The sequence below is a fragment of the Shewanella sp. NKUCC01_JLK genome, from assembly GCF_019345615.1.
In the GTDB taxonomy this organism is placed as follows: Bacteria; Pseudomonadota; Gammaproteobacteria; order Enterobacterales; family Shewanellaceae; genus Shewanella; species Shewanella oncorhynchi.
The window spans coordinates 421,188-442,194 of sequence record NZ_JAHKRD010000001.1 but is presented as its reverse complement, the minus strand read 5'-3'; the positions used below and the strand labels follow the sequence as shown (position 1 = coordinate 442,194).

21 protein-coding genes are annotated in these 21,007 nt (G+C 43.9%); 14 read left to right on the top strand and 7 right to left on the bottom strand.

Features of this window, described 5'->3' with window-relative positions; all coding sequences use genetic code 11:
- The first annotated feature begins 43 nt into the window (after nt 1-43).
- From KO537_RS01975 to KO537_RS01940, 8 genes are all read left to right on the top strand, one after another.
- Nucleotides 44-637, top strand: a complete 594-nt coding sequence (locus KO537_RS01975; protein WP_212599802.1) for a DoxX family protein — start codon at nt 44-46, stop codon at nt 635-637.
- Between the two features lie 186 nt (nt 638-823).
- Nucleotides 824-1,372 carry an NAD(P)H nitroreductase gene (locus KO537_RS01970; RefSeq protein ID WP_219233740.1) on the top strand — a complete coding sequence of 183 codons (549 nt, stop codon included), beginning with the start codon at nt 824-826 and terminating at the stop codon, nt 1,370-1,372.
- Nucleotides 1,373-1,402: 30 nt separating this feature from the next.
- Nucleotides 1,403-1,900, top strand: coding sequence for a GNAT family N-acetyltransferase (locus KO537_RS01965; protein WP_131525839.1), 498 nt, complete (start codon nt 1,403-1,405; stop codon nt 1,898-1,900).
- A 193-nt stretch (nt 1,901-2,093) separates the two neighbouring features.
- Nucleotides 2,094-2,717, top strand: a complete 624-nt coding sequence (locus KO537_RS01960) for a 2OG-Fe(II) oxygenase (protein ID WP_028760290.1) — start codon at nt 2,094-2,096, stop codon at nt 2,715-2,717.
- 402 nt (nt 2,718-3,119) lie between these two features.
- Nucleotides 3,120-3,725 (top strand): GNAT family protein, encoded by a 606-nt coding sequence (locus KO537_RS01955; protein ID WP_219233739.1) that lies wholly within the window; start codon nt 3,120-3,122, stop codon nt 3,723-3,725.
- Nucleotides 3,726-3,744: 19 nt separating this feature from the next.
- Nucleotides 3,745-4,209 (top strand): GNAT family N-acetyltransferase, encoded by a 465-nt coding sequence (locus KO537_RS01950; RefSeq protein WP_028760288.1) that lies wholly within the window; start codon nt 3,745-3,747, stop codon nt 4,207-4,209.
- Nucleotides 4,210-4,241: 32 nt separating this feature from the next.
- Nucleotides 4,242-4,646 (top strand): hypothetical protein, encoded by a 405-nt coding sequence (locus KO537_RS01945; RefSeq protein WP_105252762.1) that lies wholly within the window; start codon nt 4,242-4,244, stop codon nt 4,644-4,646.
- Between the two features lie 328 nt (nt 4,647-4,974).
- Nucleotides 4,975-5,370: a hypothetical protein gene (locus KO537_RS01940; protein WP_105252761.1), complete on the top strand. Its 396-nt coding sequence runs from the start codon at nt 4,975-4,977 to the stop codon at nt 5,368-5,370.
- Between the two features lie 66 nt (nt 5,371-5,436).
- Here the strand turns inward: KO537_RS01940 and KO537_RS01935 are convergent, their stop codons facing one another.
- A complete protein-coding gene (locus tag KO537_RS01935) occupies nt 5,437-6,252 on the bottom strand; it encodes a transporter substrate-binding domain-containing protein (protein ID WP_219233738.1) in 816 nt (271 codons plus the stop codon).
- A 137-nt stretch (nt 6,253-6,389) separates the two neighbouring features.
- Between KO537_RS01935 and KO537_RS01930 the strand changes: the two genes are divergently transcribed.
- The 4 genes from KO537_RS01930 to KO537_RS01915 all read left to right on the top strand — a co-directional run bounded on the left by KO537_RS01930 (nt 6,390) and on the right by KO537_RS01915 (nt 12,270).
- Nucleotides 6,390-7,487 carry a DUF2157 domain-containing protein gene (locus KO537_RS01930; protein ID WP_219233737.1) on the top strand — a complete coding sequence of 366 codons (1,098 nt, stop codon included), beginning with the start codon at nt 6,390-6,392 and terminating at the stop codon, nt 7,485-7,487.
- Entirely contained in the window at nt 7,474-8,637 is a 1,164-nt protein-coding gene (locus tag KO537_RS01925; protein WP_219233736.1) for a DUF4401 domain-containing protein, read from the top strand. Before KO537_RS01930 ends, KO537_RS01925 begins: the two co-directional genes overlap by 14 nt.
- Nucleotides 8,637-9,152, top strand: a complete 516-nt coding sequence (locus KO537_RS01920) for a GDYXXLXY domain-containing protein (protein ID WP_105252757.1) — start codon at nt 8,637-8,639, stop codon at nt 9,150-9,152. The genes KO537_RS01925 and KO537_RS01920 overlap by 1 nt, the downstream gene beginning before the upstream one ends.
- A 283-nt stretch (nt 9,153-9,435) precedes the next feature.
- Complete coding sequence (locus tag KO537_RS01915) at nt 9,436-12,270, top strand: ExeM/NucH family extracellular endonuclease (protein ID WP_219233735.1); 2,835 nt, start codon at nt 9,436-9,438, stop codon at nt 12,268-12,270.
- A gap of 695 nt (nt 12,271-12,965) precedes the next feature.
- On the opposite strand, the gene KO537_RS01910 is transcribed toward KO537_RS01915, so the two are convergent.
- Complete coding sequence (locus tag KO537_RS01910) at nt 12,966-13,208, bottom strand: thioredoxin family protein (RefSeq protein ID WP_219233771.1); 243 nt, start codon at nt 13,206-13,208, stop codon at nt 12,966-12,968.
- Between the two features lie 743 nt (nt 13,209-13,951).
- On the opposite strand from KO537_RS01910, the gene KO537_RS01905 reads away from it, so the two are divergent.
- A complete protein-coding gene (locus KO537_RS01905; protein ID WP_219233734.1) occupies nt 13,952-15,268 on the top strand; it encodes a hemolysin family protein in 1,317 nt (438 codons plus the stop codon).
- A 689-nt stretch (nt 15,269-15,957) separates the two neighbouring features.
- The gene (locus tag KO537_RS01900) at nt 15,958-16,350 is read left to right on the top strand and encodes a DUF6678 family protein (protein WP_219233733.1); all 393 of its coding nucleotides are present in this window, start codon (nt 15,958-15,960) and stop codon (nt 16,348-16,350) included.
- 197 nt (nt 16,351-16,547) lie between these two features.
- On the opposite strand, the gene KO537_RS01895 is transcribed toward KO537_RS01900, so the two are convergent.
- From KO537_RS01895 to ppx, 5 genes are all read right to left on the bottom strand, one after another.
- On the bottom strand, nt 16,548-17,444 hold the full coding sequence (locus KO537_RS01895; RefSeq protein WP_106650299.1) for a hypothetical protein: 897 nt from the start codon (nt 17,442-17,444) through the stop codon (nt 16,548-16,550).
- 11 nt (nt 17,445-17,455) lie between these two features.
- Nucleotides 17,456-18,214, bottom strand: a complete 759-nt coding sequence (locus KO537_RS01890; RefSeq protein ID WP_006086363.1) for a hypothetical protein — start codon at nt 18,212-18,214, stop codon at nt 17,456-17,458.
- Nucleotides 18,214-18,741 carry a hypothetical protein gene (locus KO537_RS01885; protein ID WP_219233732.1) on the bottom strand — a complete coding sequence of 176 codons (528 nt, stop codon included), beginning with the start codon at nt 18,739-18,741 and terminating at the stop codon, nt 18,214-18,216. Before KO537_RS01885 ends, KO537_RS01890 begins: the two co-directional genes overlap by 1 nt.
- Before the next feature lie 22 nt (nt 18,742-18,763).
- Complete coding sequence (locus KO537_RS01880; protein ID WP_006081330.1) at nt 18,764-19,048, bottom strand: J domain-containing protein; 285 nt, start codon at nt 19,046-19,048, stop codon at nt 18,764-18,766.
- A 403-nt stretch (nt 19,049-19,451) separates the two neighbouring features.
- A complete protein-coding gene (gene ppx, locus KO537_RS01875; RefSeq protein ID WP_028760274.1) occupies nt 19,452-20,996 on the bottom strand; it encodes an exopolyphosphatase in 1,545 nt (514 codons plus the stop codon).
- Nucleotides 20,997-21,007: the final 11 nt, after the last annotated feature.

Genomic DNA, 21,007 nt, shown 5'->3' with positions numbered 1-21,007 from the left:
GCAAGCCAATAAATCAGCCTACTAACGACTAAATAGAGACCTTATGCCACTCGTATCCCTTTATCAGAAACTGCTCAATATGAGCCGCTATTTCGAAGGCTTAGCGCCATTAGCCCTTAGGATTTACCTTGCACCTGTGTTAATGCAAGCAGGCTATAACAAGCTCGCTCACTTTGAAGATACGGTTGCTTGGTTTGCCAATCCCGATTGGGGCTTAGGTCTGCCAATGCCGGCGGTAATGGCAGGATTGGCGGCGGGAACCGAGTTCTTTGGCGCTATCTTATTACTGCTTGGGCTCGCGACGCGACTGATTTCTATCCCTTTGATGGTCACTATGTTGGTGGCTGCATTGACTGTGCATTGGCCAAATGGTTGGTTAGCGATTGCCGATGGTAGTTCTTGGCTTGCGAATGACAGAGTGCTTGAGGCAGGGGATAAACTGATAAAAGCCAAAGAGTTATTGCAGGAGCATGGTAACTATGACTGGCTGACCAGTTCAGGTAATTTTGCTGTGCTTAATAATGGGATTGAGTTTGCGATCACCTATTTTATTATGTTGCTGGCGCTTTTTACCTTAGGCGGTGGTCGTTACACTAGCCTAGATTATTTCATCGCTAAGCGCTGTGGGATTAAGTAAGTCTTTCTCAAGCGGGCCCAATTGTTAACTGCATCGGATTTTCAAGCGCATTTAATTTTGAAGCCCACTCGATTGTTAAGTGCACTCAACAAGTTAAATCCCACTCAAGCGGTGGGATTTTTTTATGCCTCTTTGTCAGCAATTTGCTATGCTTGAGCGCAATTTATATCGAACTAGGATAAGAACTTGGACGCTATTGAACTTTTACTCACTCGCCAATCAACCCCACGATTAACTGCTCCTGCTCCAGATGCGAGTCAATTAAAAATCATCTTAGATGCTGCCATTCGTGTGCCAGATCATGGCGCTTTAGCGCCATGGGAATTTATTATTGCCGTAGGAAAAGGGTTAGATACCTTGGCAGATATCTTTGTTGAGGCAGCGAAAGCGAGCGGCGCCGATGAGGATTTTGTCAATAAAGCTAAGGGCATGCCAATGCGCGCGCCTATGGTGATTACTGTCGTGGCGAAAACGCAGCAACATTCCAAGGTCCCCGTACTTGAACAGCTCATTGCAGCGGGTTGTGCGACCATGGCGATGCAGCAGGCTGCCTTTGCCTTAGGTTTAGGTGCAGTGTGGCGTACAGGGGATTTTGCCTTTGATGCGAATGTGAATATTGCTTTAGGTCTTGAGCCACACGATCAAATTGTCGGCTTTTTGTATGTGGGGACGCCAGCCGTTACCGCTCCCAAGAAACCGCAAAAGGACAGCAGTCAGCACGTCCGTTATTTATAAATCCGCCTCTTTTTTTAGTGGAGAAATTCTATGCAAGTTGCGCGTACTCCTAGACTCATCCTGCGGCAGTTAACCCCAGCCGACGCTTCTTTTATGTTAGTCTTGCTCAATAGCCAAGGTTTTATAGAGAATATCGGGGATAGAGGAGTACGCACACTTGTGCAGGCTAAGGATTATATCGTCAATGGACCGATGAAAAGTTATGCCGAGTGCGGTTTTGGTTTTTATGCTGTAGTGCTCGCCGAGAATGGATTCACTATTGGCATCTGCGGTTTAATCAAACGGCCGACACTGGATAATGTCGATATAGGCTATGCTTTTTTGCCGCAATATTGGGGCAAGGGCTATGCATTCGAAGCGGCTAAAGCCGCTTTTGACTTAGGTAAAAGTTTAGGTATTGAGCGTATTGTCGCGATTGTTAGCAGTCATAATAGTGCTTCAAAAGCTTTGCTGAACAAACTTGGATTACACTTTGAGCGTTGTTTGCAGCTTAGTGATCATGATGCGCCTGTTGAACTGTTTGGTTAACGTTAACGTGTTGTTTATATAGGTTTTTATTTTATTGTAATTCCGTCTTCTTTATTCTAGAATTTCGCAAAATTTATCGTTGAGATATGGCAATCATATCTCTTATCGACGCCCCTCGAAAATCAGGCTCACTTAATCCCTCCTTGAGCCCTTGAGTACAGCAAAAGCGTAGCCCTTTTTTGGATGTAGCATAATGGTTTCGCAATTAAGTGAAGCAATGCTGGACGTGATCGCTGATGCCTTGGTAGACAAAGGCTATATCTTTTTATCTGACTTAGTTCCTTCCTGTATTAGCCAAGTACTATTGGAAAAAATTCAATCAACTGAAATATATGAATTAAAAGCTGCCTCTATCGGTCGAGGTTCTGAACAGCACTTAAATCCAGACATTCGCCGTGACAGAATACAGTGGCTAGAAGAGCAAAATGAGCCCGATGCCCAGTATCTTGAGTTGATGACACAACTCAAAAATGGCTTGAATCGTCGCTTGTTTATGGGCTTATTCGATTATGAAAGCCACTATGCGGTATATCAGCCTGGGGCCTTTTATAAAAAACATGTTGATGCACTTAAGGGCAGCCAAAATCGTATTTTAACCACAGTGTTTTTCTTAAATCCTGATTGGAAAGCGGCAGATTGTGGTGAGTTGATTATCTATGATGAAGCTGACATTGAGATTGAACGTATCGCACCTAAAATGGGCCATTTTGTGATTTTCCTCAGTGAGCGTTTTCCCCATGAAGTGACCAAAACCTTGGCCCAGCGTAATAGCATTGCGGGCTGGTTTAGGGTCAGTAACAGCGTGCATGGCTTTTAACTTTAGCTTTTAACTTCACCTGATAACAAACGCCTAAATACTGCCCACAGGTTTAGGTGTTTTGCTCTTGATTGTCGCTTTTGGTCATAGTCATCACCAATCACCAATCACCAATCACTTATCGCGACTGCGCAATGTCATTGGCTATTTCTCGGATATTGATTGGCCATCACGGCGTGTTCTTCCGCAGCAGTATTTATTTCAACCTGTTTAAACTACCTTCTACTCATTTTTTCAAATTTTTTTACACTCTTAAGCTTTAGGTAATCTAAGCCACCGAAAATGGAATGAATTTGTCCAATCATACTGAAAATAGGGTATTTTTTTATTCTCGTTTAATGTTAGGCTAGATAAAAACGTGCGCTACAACACACTTTTCTATCATCTAACGGAGGCGATACTGTGGGCTGTGAAGATAACTTAGGTTGTTTAAGTGGTGAGCATATTGTACTTGAGCCCTTATCTTTGTCCCATGTGGCGGCATTGAGTCTCGCCGTTACAGATGGTCAACTTTGGCGTTTATGGTTTACCAGTGTCCCTGAGCCAACTGAGATGAAGCTCTATGTGGCTAAAGCACTCGAAGAAAAAGCGCGGGGCCTGAGTTTTCCCTTTACGGTGCGGGATAGAGTGTCAGGGGAAATCGTCGGATGCACGCGAATTTGCAACTGGGAGTCTGATAATCGCCGTCTTGAGATTGGTTACACTTGGTATGCTAAACGTGCCCAGCGCACTGGGATTAATACTGAAGCTAAACTGCTGTTATTGACCTTTGCTTTTGAAACCTTAGACGCCATTGCCGTTGAGTTTCGTACTCATTGGCATAACCAAGCTTCGAGACAAGCTATTGCAAGACTGGGCGCTAAGCAAGATGGTGTATTGCGAAATCATAAGATTCTTAAGGACGGCACTATCCGCGATACCGTGGTGTATTCCATTATTGATACCGAGTGGCCAACGGTGAAAAACAGTCTGCAATTTCGATTGCGACAACGACCGCTAACACTCTAATGATAAATAGGAAAAGCCCATGGCAAGCATCATAACTCGAGTAGATGTGACTCATGTCCATGAGGTTGCAGTGTTATTCAATGAGTACCGACAGTTTTATGGGCGTAGGGATGATCTCGCGGCTGCGGAGCAGTTTATTCATTCAAGAGTGTCAGATGGCTCATCGGTGATATTTATTGCTAAAGATAATCAAGGGCTTGGATTAGGTTTTGTTCAAATGTATCCCAGTTTTTCATCGTTACGTTTGGCCCCTATGTTGATCCTCAATGATGTGTATGTGACTCAACATGCCCGATGTGTCGGTATTGGGCGGGCGTTAGTGCTACAGGCCGCCAGTTATGCCAAAGCGCACAATATGAGTTATTTGATGTTAGAAACACAGCAAAAAAACCAGCGTGCGCAGGGCTTGTATGAAGGTTTAGGGTTTGTGCGTAACCAAGATTTTTATATCTACGAACTTGAGCTCCACCGAGGGCTTGAGTAGGTTTATTTATGGCGATTAAAAGGAAAAATAACATGTTAACTCAGGTAAAAACGTTAGTATTAGGTGGTTTAGTCTTAAGTGCCAGTACTGCAGTTTGGGCTGATGAAGCAGAAAAAGCGTTTAGTAAAGAAGCCATTGAATGTGCCGCTTACTATCAAATTAGCTCAGAAGCCATTGGCGCGATGAATGCACCGCAAATGCAGGCCGTGGGTGAGCGTTTAAAAAGTTCTAAAATTGAGTCTGAGAATTTAGCTAAGAAATACAGCTCTGAAGCAGAGGTCACTCAAGCGGTTGCCGATGCTAAAGCCCGTCAAATCGAAAGCTTAGGGGGGTCAAGCAACTTAGGTGCGTTAATGGGTAAATATAAAGAAGAATGTAAAAACCTGTTAGCCGATCCACAAAAGCGCTTAAATTATTGGACTATGGCGACGATGTAATCGTAGGTTTTAGTCAGGGTAATCGTTTACGGATTGTGAAGAGAAGGAGCCTGATGGCTCCTTTTTTGCTTTAAAGTACAAGCACTAAGGAGCTGATGGGGTCATTCATATTGAGTCGGTTTCCCCATAGATTTTAGCCCCGTTTGGTTTAGGGGCTGAGAACCAAGTTGCTTATTTTAGCTCGGCTGAAACTCAACCGCAGTTTTTAGGGTCTTAGTTACATGGTCAAGTATTTAAGCCTTCGGTTTAAATTCTCCTCAGTTTTAAATTCTTAGTTCAGTTTACGATATTCAAAGATAATCAAATATGAGTACTAAATAGGAGCACTATGGTATTAACAATAATGGCAGCGACTGTTTTGAGTGCTGGAGTCTGTGGGTACCATTTAATCTATGGTAAGCGGGTTTTATTAGCACCACTCTTGAAGGCGAATGTGTCACAGCAAAGCAAGCAAATGCTACTGTGCTTATTTCACTGCCAATCGGTATTTTTTGTGGTTTCAACGGCTGCACTTTTAGCCTGTGCACTAAAGGTGATCCCTGGGATGTATGCCTTTAGCCTGTTGTTATTCCTCGGGATGAACTATGGGATCTTTGCGATTTGGCAGTTTTACATTGCCACTCTGAGTCCACCAAATAGTGGCCAGATGATCATAGTGCAAGCGCTGATTTTCTTACTCATTGGTATTTTGGCTATGTTAGGGCCACTCTTGTCTGCCGCGTAAATTGCTCATGAGAACTTGATAAATCATCGCGATTGAAGCGTAAGAGTTTGAAAAACAAACAGTGAATTATGGGGTTAATTGAATACCGTATTGGGCGGCGAGTTCAGCGAGTTTACCATTATTGATGAGCAGTTCAATCCAGTGTGAGAGCCTTTTGCTATCGAGCTGTGAACTGGGGTTGAGTAAAATACCATTAGCGTATTTTTGGTCCCATTCATCTGATATTAAAAGTAATTTCCTCTCTTCTGGATGAACCTTTAAATAATATTGTAAGTAAGAGTTAGTCACGGGTGCTATGTCGGCGCGTTCACGCAGAATGCTTTCGATAGAGGCGTTATTGTGACTGACGAACAAGGGGCGAAATTGTTTTGCCAGCGTGTTCGCATCGGTTTCAAAGTGGGCAAACTGGTAGTGATATCCTTTGATAAACGCAATTGACTTGTTGGTTAAGTTTTTGAAATAGCTTTGGTTATGAGCTTTAGTTTTAAGTGCAATAAAGACTTCACCATCTATCATATGTAGTGGAATAAACTGAGTCGCTATTTTTTGCCATCCCCAAGCGGGATTCTCAAAGAGCATCATGTCGAATCGACCTAAGGAATAGGCTTTATATCTGTGCTCAATACTGGTGACGGCAAATTTAAAGACCACTTCTTGTTGTACTTGATTTAATGCATTAATGATATCGAGTGTGAGACCTGTGTAACGGCCGTCTTGTTGTTGATGGACATAGGGAGCAAATTGATAACCACCGACATGAATTGTCGGAATTGACTCGGGAATCGCTGGCGACTGAACTTTATCTTGGGCGATAGCCGCGGTAAATGCGCTAATGCTTAAGGCTAAACAAAAGAGTAGACGACACAACTGGCTCAATATCATAGTCACCCCTTGTTATTTTTAGCATGAATGATTTTTTACAAGTATACACAATTTAATTTGTTCAATGCTGTCGATAAAGTGCGAATTTTAAATCTGTCATAGTAAGCTAGCGCAAACAGGATGAGGGAGATTTCACATTGAGCAAGATAAAATCTCAAGTGTGTGGTTGGGTTGAACAGGGACATATCACGCAAGAGCAGGCGAATAAGCTTTATCGACAGGTGACAGTCTTGCCGGATGGGTCGAGTTGGCGTCGCTTAATTGCTCATTTATTACTCTGGTTTGGTGCGTTAAGTTTTGCCTGTGGGGTGATTTTTTTCTTTGCCTATAATTGGCAATCTTTGGGGCGATTTGCCAAATTTGGACTGATTGAAGTGGCGATAATACTCGCTATCAGCGCATTTGCTTGGCTCTATTATCGTGCCAACATTTATTCCCCTGTTAGTTCTTATCGTAAAGATAGCACTTTTGGTGCGACGAGCGCCAATGGCGTGCTACTGGCCGCAAGTGTGTTAGTTGGTGGCTTATTAGCGTTAGTTGGGCAAACCTATCAAACGGGCGCCGATCCTTGGCAGTTATTCGCGCTATGGGCATTCGTTATCTTACCCTTTGCTTGGGTGGCGGGATTTGATGGTTTGTGGCTGTTGCTGGTGGGATTGTTAAACCTCAGCATAGGGATATTTCTGGATTCCTTTTCCCATTTCTGGGGATTATTTTGGGGCGCTCAAGGACAATTGCTGATCTTTATCTGTTTGAATTTAGTTATCTATTATGCTTTTGTACTTTTAGACCACAAAGTCGCGGGGCGCTGGCATGCGCCAATCCTTGAATATGCCTGTTCATTGTTTGCTATGGGCTGTTTTACTTGGTTAATCACTTGGCTTATTTTCGACGATTTCCTTGAACGTGATAGCTTCAGCACTGGGATCTTCTGTGGTTATTTTGCCCATCTGATATTCGGATTCGTTATTTTTCGTTATAGATTACCACGCATATATCCCTTGGCCTTGGGCGGTTTTAGCCTGATTGCCGTAGGCGCCGCGTTACTGATAAAGCTGATGTTTGAGGATAATGACCCCATAGGTGGATTTTTGTTTATTGGGCTTTATATCATTTTGGCAAGCACAGGTTTGAGTATTTGGTTGAGGGAGCTAAGCCGGAAACTTAAACCACAGTTTGTAAGAATCGCCACCCAAGGGAGCGTGGGCGTGGGAGATGTTCATGAGCAACAATAATGGTTTACAGGATAGCGAAATGATCACTCGACCCTGCACTGATAGTGTTACGTCAATCGACGCTTCGAGTGAATTAAGTCTAATCAAACACTGGCAAGCTTTGTATGCCGAAGGCAATGTTAGTGCAGCTCAAATGCCAGAAGACCATGATATCCCTTGGTATATTGCCACTATGCAGGCGTTTGCTGCTTGGATAGCGGCGTTGTTTTTATTGAGTTTCATGATGGCAGTGTTTGGTGCCATTTTTGAGCATGTTGAAGAAGATGTCATTTTATTTATCGGCTTAACCTATTTAGCCTTGGGGATTGGGCTGTATTTTTTACCGCGGCAACAGATTTTTATTGAACAATTTGCTTTTGCCGCCTGTTTGAGTGGTTTGATCAGTGTGGCATGGGGATTATTTGATTTAATTAACAATGATTTTAGCCTCACATGGTATCTCTGTATGGCGGGTATTACATTGGTACTGTGGGGCTTGATTGCCCACGGGCTAGCCCAGTTTGTATTCGCTTTTTGCTTAAGTTGGTGCGTGATTGGCCTGATGGCAAAATTTGAACTGCTCAATTTTAGCCCAAGCCTTTTTGCCGTAGTCATTAGTCTAGTGTTATTAAATATCAATCAGTTCGGGCGTCATTATCGCAGGGCTCGGATGCTCATCTATGGTTTCGCACTCGCGTTGCTTTCGTTGCAGTTGATGCACGCTTTTAGTATGGACAGTATTTTTGAAGCCTTATTTAGCCCTTGGCAGCAAAGCCTGTGGCTGACACTGACTCATCTGTTGATTATTTTCGCTATTTGCGGATTTTTATTGGTGACAATCTTGCGCGAGCGCCATCAATCACTAAGCTCACCAGCGGCGCTAGGGTGTGTTATCGGTTTAGTCATCGTTAGCGGTTTATCCTTACCTATGCAGGGTTTATCAACAGCTATTCTATTGATCTTGCTTGGCCATTATTGCAACGAGTCTTGGTTGAAAGGTATGGGAATGGTGTCGGCGCTGTTATTTGTCAGCGGGTATTATTATTCCCTAGAAACGACTCTGTTACTTAAATCTGGTTATTTGATGGGCTTAGGCGCCTTGCTGTTGGTGACAAGGTTAGTGATGTGGCGGTTATTTCCTGCCAATGAAAATGCCAAGGAGACTGTGTAATGGGCAATGTGATGGGCAAACTGTCGGCTTCACATAAATGGGCGCTTGGGCTCGTACTGTTCACAACAGTGGCGATTCTCGCTGGCGTGAATTGGCGAATTTTCAAATTCGAACAACTGCTTAATCACGGTCAAGTGGTGCGTTTTGCATTAGCACCGGTCGATCCGCGCTCATTAATGCAGGGTGATTACATGGCGCTTGAATATGCAATTGCGCGCGATGTGCGTAGCGCCTTAGCGCCGCAACAAATGCAGGGGCAGTTATTGCTGGCTGTCGATGGGCAAAAAGTGGCGCGTTTTGTCGACTTTTATACCGACCAAGCACTCGGTAAAGATCAACTACGAGTGCAGTTTCGTGTTCGTGGTAATCAAATTAAGCTCGCATCGAACAGTTTTTTCTTTGAAGAAGGACAAGCCGATCATTTTAGTGCAGCAAAATACGGTGAGTTTAGAGTGAATTTGCAAGGTGAGTTACTGCTCGTCAGTTTACTCGATGAAAAGCTTCAGCCCTTATAACCCTGTGTCAGGATTGTCATCCATTTGTTCTGCTTACTTGATGAACCTCGATTTATCTCTGGCCGCACTGTGTAGTGCGGCCAGCATCTCCCGTACTGCTTTCTTCCTAGTTCTGATCGCTAAATCGCACGAATAATATCCACCTTAAGTTGCAACTTTGATGCAACTAATTTGTAACCTTGACCGCCTATAGTATCGTCAGTCTTCGAGGTGACATCACCTCGAAGTATCTAAGCGCATCAATTAAATACCAAATATTAAAACAATACATTTAGGGGTCTCAATGTTTAACACTAAAACTGTGCTGGCGTTAGCCATCAGCAGCGTTTGTGGGCTTGCCCATGGCGCGGATAATTTGATCATTTCTGAATACGTCGAAGGCAGCAGCAATAATAAAGCTATCGAACTGTATAACCCAACCGCGGGCGCTATTGATTTAAGCCAATACCAATTGCGCTTCTATTTTAATGGCAGCACAAACGTCGGCACGACCATTACGCTCACTGGCTCTTTAGCGGCGGGGGCGACTTATGTGGTTGCCGATAATGACTCTTCTGCCGATATCCTTGCGGTCACAAATCAACAGAGTAGCGCCAGCTTCTTTAACGGTGACGATGCGATTGAACTGACCTATCAAAATCAAGTCATTGATAGTTTAGGCCAAGTCGGTGTTGATCCCGGCGCCGAGTGGGGCAGTGGTGATCTCTCCACTCAAGATAATACCCTGCGCCGTAATCCTGATCTGCTGATTGCCGATCCTATCAGTACCGATGCAGTAAGCTTTAGCACTTGGCTAGGTTTTGCGAAGGATGATGTTTCTGATCTTGGTAAATTCAGTGCGGGTACGCCAACCGATCCCGTCGACCCTCCACCAAGCTCTTTAGTGTGCGGCGAAGAAGCCACAGCAATTCATGCGCTTCAAGGCGCGGGCGCTGCCAGCCCTCTCAATGGTCAAATTTTAGTGGTTGAGGCGGTTGTCGTCAGTAATCAAGAAGCTGGTCTTAAGGGCATTTTCGTGCAAATGGCTGATAACGAAGCCGATAGCGATCCCCAAACCTCTGAAGGTGTGTTTGTATATACCGGCACTGCGCCCACAGCTTATGTGGCAGGCGATCGTATTCGTTTAAAAGCCAAAGTCACTGAATATCAAGGCTTAACTGAACTAACGACTTTATCAGAACACAAGTTGTGTGCTACAGGACAAACGTTACCAACGGCCGCGCTAGTGGCCTTACCAGTTAACAGCAGTAATGATTTTGAGCCCTTTGAGGGCATGCGTGTTCGTTTTAGCCAAGATTTAGTGGTGAATGAAGTCTATAACCTCGGTCGTTATGGCGAGATTTCATTAGGCAGTCAGCGCCACTTTATTGGTACGCAGGTGGCTGCACCGGGCGCGGATGCGCTAGCGGTGAGTGCAGCCAACCAACGTGACAGTATTTTACTGGATGACGGTTTAACGGCGCAGAATCCTGATCCTGTGCAATTCCCCGCTCCTGGTTTGAGCGCATCAAACACAGTGCGTGTAGGCGACAAAGCCACATCGCTTACGGGTGTAATGCACTATGGCTTTAATTTGTATCGCATTATGCCAATCGAGACGGTGAACTTTGTGGCGGAAAACCCACGTCCTGTCGCCCCCACATTGAATGATGGCGGTAATCTAAAAGTCGCTAGCTTTAACGTGCTTAACTACTTCAATGGTGATGGCCAAGGTGCAGGTTTCCCAACCGCCCGTGGTGCCAATACGTTGAGCGAATTTGAGCGTCAAAAAGCGAAGATTGTCAGCGCCATGGTGGGCATTAGTGCCGACGTATTCGGTTTGATGGAAATTGAAAATGATGGCTTTGGCGCTAATTCAGCCATTGCCGATTTAGTCGCAGGTTTGAATGCCGCAGTGGGTGAAGCGCGGTACGTTTATATCGCGCCAACAGGCATGAATGCGATTGGCACCGATGCCATTACAGTCGGCTTGATTTATCGCAGTGATAAAGTCACGCCGCAGGGCGCTGCACGTATTCTATCTAGTGCAAATTCGCCATTAGATAGCGATCAACAGCCCCTGTTTGACGATAGCAAAAACCGTCCAATGCTGACGCAAGCCTTTAGCGTGAACGGCAGTGAAGAAGGTGTGGTTGTTGCGGTTAATCACCTTAAATCTAAAGGCAGTGAATGTGCGGGCGAACCTGATCTTAACGACGGTCAAGGCAACTGTAATATCACTCGTACCCGTGCGGCGACGGCTGCAGGTCAATGGATTAGCGAGCAATATCCAGATCAAGGCGTATTGCTGATTGGTGATTTGAACGCCTATGCGAAGGAAGATCCATTAACTGCTTTAGGTAATGCAGGCTTTAGTGAGCTGTTTGCCAAACTTGAAAAGCCAAATCCTTATTCCTATGTGTTCTCGGCTGAATCGGGTCAGTTGGACCATGCTTTAGCAAACGCTGCCCTGGTGGATAAAGTGGTGGATGTGACGCAGTGGCATATCAATACCGACGAACCACGCGTTTTGGATTACAACGAAGAGTTTAAGACGCCCGCTCAAATCCAAGACTTATTCGCAAGTGATGCTTACCGCTCATCGGATCACGATCCTGTGGTGATTTCACTCTTACTTGAAGCGGAAAAAGTCGCGCCAGTGGCCAGTTTCACTCAAGTGGTGAATGGCGCTGCAGTGCAACTGACATCCACTTCAACCGACAGCGACGGACAAATCGTATCAGCCGAGTGGAGCTTTGGTGATAACACTGCCGCAGTGGGTGAGGTAGTGACTCACAGTTACAACCAAAGCGGCGAGTATCAGGTTACGCTAACTGTGACTGATAATGACGGCCTAACCCATAGCACGTCGCAAATGGTGACAGTGGTTGCTGACAACGTGAAACAACCACCCGTTGCGCAAATTCAGCGTATCAATTTACTGTTCGTCGATATGTTTATCTCGACTAGCTATGATACCGATGGCGTGATCAAGCAACATAAGTGGACGTTCGACAATGGCACCCGCGCTAACGGTCAAGTGGTACTCCGCCTTGCCCGCCGTGGACAACACACTGTTGAACTGACCGTTAAAGATAACGACAAGTTAACGGATACCACGACGCTGACGTATCGTTAAGTCAGTCCTTGTATTCCGTTGATTTTAAGTGATTCAAAGCCCGCAGCCGCGGGCTTTTCTTTTTGCCTAAAAGCAAGGTAAAGTTGTCGTCAGTTGTTGTGACACATCAATTGTCATTGTTTCCCCAGTGACTCGCCGCCTCTGTATTTAACAAGAAGTATCCCTGAGGGCTCTAATAAAATATCCCTGTTTTAGAAGGTTACAGGTGCAACAATGCCAATTTTAACTAACCCTTCTGCTGTTCGTTTAGCTAAAAAGCTATTGCCACAAAGTTTACCACAGCTTGAAGTTCAGCCATTTGTTGTCTGATAATTTGAGATACATAAAGTAATGACTACCAAAAAGTAAGGCCTGACTATCAGGGATTGCATAAACCGTTACAGTTGATCAGACTTTGAAGTGATTCTCGGGAGCAAAATCTAGTATTTGGCGTTAGCTTTGGGTAAAGCACTTCTGCCCCATTCTTAATTGAAACCAGTAGACTCGTCGTATCAAGCTTGAATATTTGACCGGCCTTTGTTAATGAGTATTGTTGTGCTTACAGCTATTTGGGAAAAATAAGGTAACAAATCAACAAATAATAATGTGTGATTTTTCTTTGTTTTCTATATGTATAGAATGTTAATTGGGATCTGAGGTGACGGTAAAACAAGAAAGTAATCGGTTGATTTATTGAGCAGTGATAATGCAACAATTCAGCGCAAAATGTTTAGCCATGATTCAACCATGTATGGTTGGGGAGTAGAGCCCCAATGCATTAATTTTTCGTTAATAACAACCGCTGGTGAGCTCACCACTCTATAGTCCATCATCACTTCTGGATTTGATTCCATAATCAAGTTAATACTGATGCCACGATTAGTCGCTATAGTAGTGATTAACGCTGCTGTACTTGTGCATTTTGTGCATCCATTGCCCAAAATTTTTATGTATAGCATTTTTACACTCTCACAAAATGGATCATTCACTCAGTGCCACTGTTATTGGAGATCGGATAAGGACACTTTGCAAAAATTCACTTCAATGTGATAACGGTTAAAATCTATGTGCGCACTATGCCTTTTGGTTTTATTCTAATCAACTAGAGCTTCATTAAAATTTAGGTGTTTTTCTTAAATTTTTGTTAATCTTAGTGTGCTTAATTAAGGTAAAAACGTAAGTGTTCCGTACAACTGATGACCTAAGTAGTCTTCGCTACTCATACACTTAAGCTATGATTTTTTAATATTAGAGCTTAAGTATCCGTACTAATTATGTTAATTACTAATACTTTACAACTCTCTCTTTTCGTTTAATATGCGAATTACAATCACTTTTTTATGTAGGATTATGGACCCTCACCGACGATACGCTGTAACTTCAGTTGTTGCAGCCATTATCAATAAACATTGTCTTTCCATTTATTTCAATGAGTTAAGACAACTTTCTACACAATCAAATACACGGCTAATCAAAAAGTTGATAGCAGGTAGTAGATGGTTTGTTCTGAGAATTTCAAATCATACCCCAAGCCCGTTCTGGGAAAGGTCCTTTCGTTATATTCTTTTGTTTTTTAAGAAGATTATTTCATGAGTTGTATCTAAGCTATCTTTCGATATTTAGCTGAGCTCATTGAGTTTCAGTATCAATTGTCTATTCATTTTTTCTTGTTCAACTTAAAGCGGAACCCAGAGCCACGACTATGGAAATTTTTATTCTTATTGGTTTGATTGTGTTAAATGGCTTATTTGCTATGTCGGAAATCGCCATTGTGACTGCTCGCAAGTCACGGCTAACTGCCCTTGCTCATGGCGGTAGCAGCACTGCTAAAGCAGCACTCAAACTGGCAGAAGATCCAACGCAATTCTTGTCAACTGTGCAGATAGGCATAACATCAATAGGGATCTTAAACGGAATATTTGGTGAATCCATCCTCGCCGAACCTTTGTCACTTTGGCTTCAGACTTTTGGTCTAAGTCCAGATTTAACCAACATCTTTTCAACCGTTCTAGTGGTTATCATTGTCACTTATGTGTCAATTGTCATTGGTGAGTTAGTTCCCAAGCGAATTGGTCAAGTCAGTGCGGAAAGTATTGCCTGTCTAATGGCTAAACAAATGGTATTTCTAGCAATAGCAACCAAACCATTTGTATGGATGTTATCCGGTTCAACTCATGCTCTTATGCGTCTAATGGGATTTTCGCATAGACTTGACGACAATGTGACTCAGGAAGATATTCAGGCAATGTTGCAGGAAGGCTCATCTGCAGGGGTGATTGAGCACAATGAACATGCGATGGTTAAAAACGTTTTTCGATTAGATGAACGTACTATTTCTTCTTTGATGGTGCCACGGTCTGATATTGTATTTCTCGACTTAAACCTGCCTCTTGATGCAAATCTGCGAACTGTTATGCAGTCTCCTCACTCACGATTTCCTGTTTGTCGTAACAATGTTGATGATATGGTGGGTATTATTTCAGCTAAACAACTCCTTTCACAGTCTATCGCGGGTGAACGTTTAGAACTGGTGGATCTCGTTAAGAATTGTAACTTTGTACCCAACAGCTTATCTGGAATGGAGCTACTTGAGCATTTTCGTACTACAGGCTCGCAGATGGTGTTTGTTGTTGATGAATATGGTGATTTGAAAGGGCTGGTAACGCTTCAAGATATGATGGATGCACTGACTGGTGAGTTTTTTCAGGAAGATGTGAATGATCAGATGGTGATAAAAAGGGAAGATGGCTCATTATTACTGGATGGTCTAATCCCTATTTTTGACCTAAAAGACGCTTTAGGTATAAAGCAATTGCCAAATGAAGAGGATGGGCGTTATCAAACGCTAAATGGATTTTTAATGTATGAATTAGGGAAAATACCTCAAACCACAGATATTGTTGAAGTTGCAGGTTGGCGACTCGAAATTATGGATATGGACGGTAAAAGGGTAGATAAAGTCCTTGCTCAAATGTTACCTGATGTTGATTCTTCAGAAGAATCTATATTTGTTGATTGATAAATTCAAAAGCATAGTAGTTGTCAGCTTTAGTGCAAAAAACACGTCTAAAGAGCGACCAACTAAATCTGCTCGGTGAGTCGAGCATTAGCCATAGATTTCCTCATGGTTGTTTAACTAAAAATCGTGCCCGTGAATCACTCTACATCAGACTGATTCACGCTATCCCCAATGCCCCGTTTGCAGCTATTCTGGGGCGCTTTTTTCCCTTGAGATTAATCAAATCTCATGTCCCTGCTATGCCTATTCCGACTAGTAATATCGAGAGTTGATTAATTTACAGTCAACAGAGACGTTACTAATAGAATAGCTAATCCGAATCTGACTAAGCAGAGTGAATTATCTAACAAGGTTTTGTCCAAAAGTATGTTACGTATGCCTTTTAAACCTACAGGTTACGCGAATGCTCGAAAGGTGAGCCGTGGTGATTTGCGATACGACCGTTCGCTCTCCATGGCCCTCGTTCATAAACTTAGAATCCCTAGGCTTCTATTCACCCTGTCGACGAGCAAATACGATGGCAAGCCAGTATGAGTAGGTCAAACCAATAAGCCTCCACGGTTAAAAATGGCTGGCCTAATTTATTACCCATCATTTTATCTGTCATTTTAATTAGTTTTTATTGGTAAAATATATCTATTAAAGCTATATCATTTAGTTTTTCACTTAGTCGCTTGAGACACTAAAAAATGAATTCTGAAGTTTTAAAGTATGTAAACGAGCATCAGCTTTCGTCTGTAATGAATAAAACAAAGTGGTACGAGCTTGAAAAGGCATTAAATGGATCTGAAGACTTTATTCCCTATGTGCGATACAAATTGATTTATGATGAAAACCCTAATGCAGGTTTTACTGCTGTGTGGTGGCACGAGTTACTTGAAATAGCAGAAACCATTGAGTGGTTAGAAGTTGATCCATTCAAAAGAGAATGGCTAGGCAGATTAGTGGCGGATCGAGTGACGGACTTTTCTGATGTTGTAAGCGCACAATTAACCCAATATTCAATTCCTTATTCAATAGAAAATGGTATGTTTCGGATTTGGGGTTATCTGAGGAGGGATGAATCTCCAGAATTTATCTAACTGAAGAGTTTTATCTCTGTAAGTTACTTATTTTCAAGCTAAAACCACTCAAAACTGAGACGTCAATACTGATTGTTGGGATTGAGCATAGAGACAAAAGACATTAAAAAAGTGCTTTATTTTTCAATAAAGCACTCATTTTAAAGCGACTCAAGCACTCGTTAACCTACTGAGCACAGTACTGATTAAAGGACCGATCAAAGTACTATGTAGAGTGGCCAGCCGAGGAGGCCGACGAGACCTTCCTTGTGTTCGAATCTTTCTAAGCGCTCGGGTGAAGCGTCGCTAAGTAAGAGTTCGCGGTAGCTTTTAGCAAAGTGCAGGGTACGCAGCAGGGCGGGGGCAAAGTTTTTACCGAGATCTTTACTGATGGTTTCAGCGAGTTCTGCGGGTAATTCTGCTAACGCTTTCTGGGTTTCCAATTCGATATGCTCACGGGTAAACCATTCCTCTTTTAAAGTGATTTTACCGATACGCTTTTTCAAATCCTGCCTGACTTTGGCGCCATCAAACAACAATCGATACAGTACCGCTTCGGCTAATACACTCTCTAGATTGAGAAAATCTAGCGGATCATAGCTCGATTGCGCGTAAAACTGCGCCAATAGGGCCGCAATTGACTGTTGGCGTTGATGCTCAAGCAGGGCATCTTGATAGGCTTCATAGCCTAACCATTCTTCCGCATCTGGTGGGCTAGACACTTGTTCAAGCAAGAACTTGTCGACATCGCCGTACAGTGACTTGCCGTTGACGAGTTTGTGCTTGCTGACGGTGCTGAGCATGCTCCAGCCTTTTTGAAAGCATTTGACTACGCCATCGGCGGTGATCAACAGGCGTATTGCCTGCTGCGGATTCTGGTTTGATAACTCCATCAAACCAAGACTCACCACACCAATGACATCGTGCGCTGCTTGTTCGAGCAGGTGCATTTTGTACTTGTTGTAAAACTTATCGGCCAGTTTGAGGCTCATCAAAATGGCTTTGGATTTGATTTGTGACAGCTGTTCACCGCTCAGCGTTTCGTCTGCTTGGCCTTGGATCAATACCTTGCTCAGGTAGGGTCCTTGATCTACATCACGCAGTACCAGTTGCATCAAATAATTCCTTAATCCAAAAAGCTAAACATATCATCGACTTCAGCGTATTCATCCGTCACTTGGTTTTTCTCTTTGGCTTGAATAACCAGCTCGTTGACAAACTTGCTGATGATCATTTCCCAACCTGAGCTTTCGTTTCGCAGCAGACTCTTAATGGCTTTTTCAACATCGGGCGCGAGCTCGTGGATCAAGGCCATTAGGCTGCGTGGGTCGTCTATGCTGAGGCTGTGTGCATCTTCACTAGCGACGCGGCTGTCGTAGCCGATGGTTTCAGTGTCTTCTTCGTCATCATAGAGATCTGTGTAGCCGTCTTCATCTTCATGCTTTTCGCCTAACATCATTTCGATGAAAGGGATCGACAGGTAGAAGAGGCCCGCAGGATCTTCGGCGATACATTCTAGAATCGCAGTTTGCTTTTCTTCGCTATCTTGAATGCGAATTAAATAGGTCAAAAAATCAAAGGTATGCTGAATAAGTTCTTCGGCATTGTTTTTGATTTTTTCTTCCCAGTACAAAGGTTGCTGACAGACGATGTCGCGAATTTGTTCCGGGGTCATGAGTTCAGACATGATCGAAGGACAAGAGATATCATGGTGACTGTTGATTTGGGTCAGCGTGACGATATCCATGTGTTCGATGACTTCAACTAATTGCTCGTCGCTCATGGTATTTGCAATGATTTCAAAGCGTTTGCTCGCTTGTTTTGGCTCTACGTCCGCCAACTCTTTAATTTCGGCGACGGTAATCTCAATGAGACTAGTGTTCATTAGCGGTCCTCATCATCGTAGTGATCGTAGTAGCCATCTTCCTCTTCGCCTTCATCATCATCGTCGTTATCTGAGGTGCCAACATAATCGTTGTCATCATCATCATCGTCGTGATGTTTTGCTGCTGGCGTTGTTTTACCTTGAGTTTCAAGTAAATACAGCACGGCGCAGCTTTCAATCAGTAAGGTTTCCGAGTAACCACGCACGGCTAACACTAAAGGTAAATCAGCATTGTTAAAGCCAATCGTGACTTTAAACTCATCCCACTCGGGTTGAGTTGCCGTGTTTATCCAATGTGCCCACTTGAGTTTGGCTTCGGCGGGAAACTTAATTCGACCGTAAAGCGCGACAGGCAGGTACTCAGGCACAGTATCGAGCATCTTAGGATCGGCTTCTAACACCTTTTTGATTTGGCTAGTAAATTGCTCTAGCGCTTTAGGTGTATCGGGATCGTCGTAGGACTCGATATTGTCGTAGGCATTATTTTTTAGCTCATTAATGCGTGAGATATTCAGTTTTTTGACCATTTGACACTACTCTAGAAAACGCTCAAGGATAAAATTGATCCCACAGCTCGCGCATGGCACTAGCGGGATCGGTCACTATGACGTTATTGAAATCTTTGATAAACGCATTTCGTCGCTTAGGATCGGACAACACATCATAAGCATTTTTAACGCGTTCAAGTTGTACGGCGGCTTGCTGCTTTTCCTCTTCCGAGGCGCCTAACAACTTGTCGGGATGATATTTGTTTGACAGCCGTCGATAGGCTTTTTTAATGTCGTCTTCTTTGGCACTGGGTTTTATACCAAGCACACTAAAGTGGTTAATCATACTTGTACCTGCAGGCGATGGGGCTGATATCGCGAGATAAAAAGGGTTTGACTCTGATTATCTTTAAATTCGTGGAATTATGATTAGTCAGCCGTGGATGATAGCAGAAATTCCCACTCAGCGGCAAACGCGCGAGCAGGAATTTGTGCTTTAGTGAAGGGTTAAAAATCCTTTAAACTTTAATCTGTTGTGGCGCATAGATTAAGTCTACCGCTATGCTGTTGAAATCCGGTTACCTAGCCAGATTGACAGCTAACTTAACCTTGTTTTAGGCGAGATAATGGCCCTCGATTAAGGGCAATATTTTAGCGCCGAACAGTGCCGAATCCTTCGCTAAATACACTCACACAGAGCTAACCCACACTCGCCTCGGCCACGTTAGGCTGAGCTAACGCCGTAACAGCTAAGTCAGACTAGACACTAAACGCAGGTTCATTCCAAGTGTGAGCATTTGTTTTTGTTCTCGCTGTAAATCTTTCATAAACAAGCTGATTTTCCGCTTATGGCTTGGTAGTACTAGCATGAGTCCATCGGGGATCACTTTAATATGATCTAAGGTCAGCGTCTTAGCGATACGGCCAAGATTGAGCAAGACAGCGAGCCTAAGCAAGCAGAGCAGGCGATTGAGCGTGAGCTTATGGTTGGGATCGAGCTCAGCGAGCATTAATTCGTTAGGCTTTTTTCTGTGATTGGTGATAAGCCGCGCTAAATCCAGCTGTAATGCTTCGCTAAACCCAGGTAAGTCACTGTTACTGATAATGTAACCGCCGTGTTTGTGCAGGGATTTTGAATTAATGTGTAATCCTATTTCATGTAAAGTCGCGCTATAGGCGAGCAAGCGCGCATGGGGCCTTAATTGCCATTCATCGGCGACCTGTTCAAACAAGGCCATAGCAGTGTCGCGTACCTTAGCCGCGTGGGCCATATCGATATGATAAAGCTGGGCAATACTGTCGACGGTGCGGTGGCGAATATCCTGATACTGACCAATCTTTGCCAGTTCATAGAGTACGCCTTCACGCAGTGCGCCTGGGCTAAACTCAAGTTTTTGAATAGGTAAGCGCCTAAAAAAGCTGATCAAAATGGCAAGTCCGGCGGGCACTAAGGGAATGCGTTTATCATCGACGTTGGCAAATTGGATTTGGCTAATATGGCCACATTTGATCAACTTGATTTTGAGCTGTTTGAGTCGTGGCAGCGTGATAGTTTCATCGCCGTGTTCTTCTTGAATCGCTTCGCAGATGGCTTTCACTGTGCCTGAACTACCCAAGGTGAGTTCCCAGCCGCCCGCGAAATATTCCTTTGAGAGCGACGCGAACTGCTTATCGGCCGCACTTTGGGCATCGCGAAATGAGGCTGGGGTGATGAGCCCATCAATAAAGAAACGCTCATTAAAACTCACACAACCGCAGCGCAGGCTAGATAACTGAGTTGGGGTATTTTTCTGGCCGATCACCACTTCGGTAGAACCGCCACCGATGTCGATGACTAAATTACTTTTTCCTAGCACTTGGCTTTGGGCAATACCGTTATAAATCAAACGCGCTTCTTCATGGCCCGAAATGACCTCCACCGGATAGGGCATGATGGCGAGCGCCGCCTCGATAAACTGATCGCGGTTTTTGGCGATTCTCAGAGTGTGGGTGGCGACTAATCGCACTTGCGCTTGGTCGAGATTGGAAAATCGTTGGTTAAAATCCCGTAGGCAATTGAGCCCACGTTCTATGGCGTCATTGTCGAGAATATTTTGCGCATTGAGTCCAGTGGCGAGCTGAACCTGTTGTTTTTCTTTATGTAAAATCTGCAAACTACCATCTTGCTCGCGTGCGATGACCAGATGAAAACTGTTCGACCCCATATCGATGGCGACAAAGTGGCGCGATTTAGAGTTTGCGAGTACATTGCTGGGCGTAGCGTGTGACTGTGTGTGCGAATATGTGGTTACCAATCGGATTATCC